Source organism: Variovorax sp. dw_308 (genome assembly GCF_019207085.1).
Lineage (GTDB): Bacteria > Pseudomonadota > Gammaproteobacteria > Burkholderiales > Burkholderiaceae_C > Variovorax.
The window spans coordinates 1-1,339 of the sequence record NZ_JAATOM010000084.1; the positions used below are offsets into that span (position 1 = coordinate 1).

Annotated in this window: 1 pseudogene; it reads left to right on the forward strand. The window is 65.0% G+C overall.

Annotated elements, in window-relative coordinates:
* Positions 1-1,339: pseudogene (locus HCU76_RS36290) on the forward strand (beta-eliminating lyase-related protein); the annotation flags it as partial.

Consider the following 1,339-nt stretch of genomic DNA (forward strand, 5'->3'; position numbering starts at 1 on the left):
GGGGCATGCCGGCGGCGTCGGCTTCCTGAAGTCGCCGGTGGGCTACGCGCTGCATGCGTTCTTCGGTGAGAACACGCTGCGCTCCGACCTTTCGATCTCGGTGCCGGAACTCGGCTCGCTGCTGGATCACACGGGGCCAGTGAAGGAAGCCGAGGCCTATGCGGCGAAGGTCTTCGGCGCGGACCACACCTACTTCGTGACCAACGGCACCTCGACCGCCAACAAGATCGTGTGGCATTCGATGGCCGGGCATGACGACCTGGTGATCGTTGACCGCAACTGCCACAAGTCGCTGCTGCACTCGCTCATCATGACCGGCGCCACGCCGATCTACTTCACGCCCGCGCGCAACGACTACGGGATCATCGGCCCGATCGGGCTGGACCAGTTCTCGCCCGAGGCCATCCGCCAGAAGGTCGCGGCGAGCCCGATCGCGCGCAACGCCAAGGGCAACGTGCGCATCGCCGTGGTCACCAACTCCACCTACGACGGCCTTTGCTACAACGCCGAGAAGATCAAGGCGGAAGTGGCCGATCAGGTCGACGCGCTGCACTTCGACGAAGCGTGGTACGCCTATGCCGCGTTCCACGAGTTCTATGAGGGCAGACATGCCATGGGTGTGCCGCGCGGCCATCCGCGCGCGGACCACACGCTGGTGTTCGCCACGCACTCCACGCACAAGCTGCTCGCGGCTTTCTCGCAGGCTTCGATGATCCACATCCAGGAATCGGAGAAACGCAAGATCGACACAACGCGTTTCAACGACGCCTTCATGATGCACGGGTCGACCTCGCCGCACTACGGGATCATCGCGTCGCTCGACGTCAGCTCGGCCATGATGGACGGGCCCAGCGGCCGCGCGATCGTGCAGGAAACGCACGACGAGGCAACGAACTTCCGGCAGGCGATGGCCGCCATCGGCACCGGCTTCGGCGCTGATGAGGGCTGGTGGTTCAAGGTCTGGCAGCCCGAGAGACTGGACCTGGACAAACCGCTGAAGACCGCCGACTGGGTGCTCGACCCGAAGGCCGACTGGCACGGCTTTGGCAAGCTGGCCGACGACTACGTGATGCTCGATCCGATCAAGGTCACGCTGCTGACGCCCGGCCTCGGCAAGGGCGCGAAGCTGGACGAGACGGGCATTCCCGCCGCAGTCGTCACGAAGTACCTGTGGGAACGCGGCCTGGTGGTCGAGAAGACCGGGCTCTACAGCTTCCTGATCCTGTTCTCGCTGGGCGTCACGCGCGGCAAGTGGAGCTCGATGGTCGACGCGCTGGTCGACTTCAGGACCGACTACGACCGCAACGCGCCGCTGGCGAAGACGCTGCCGGGCATTGCA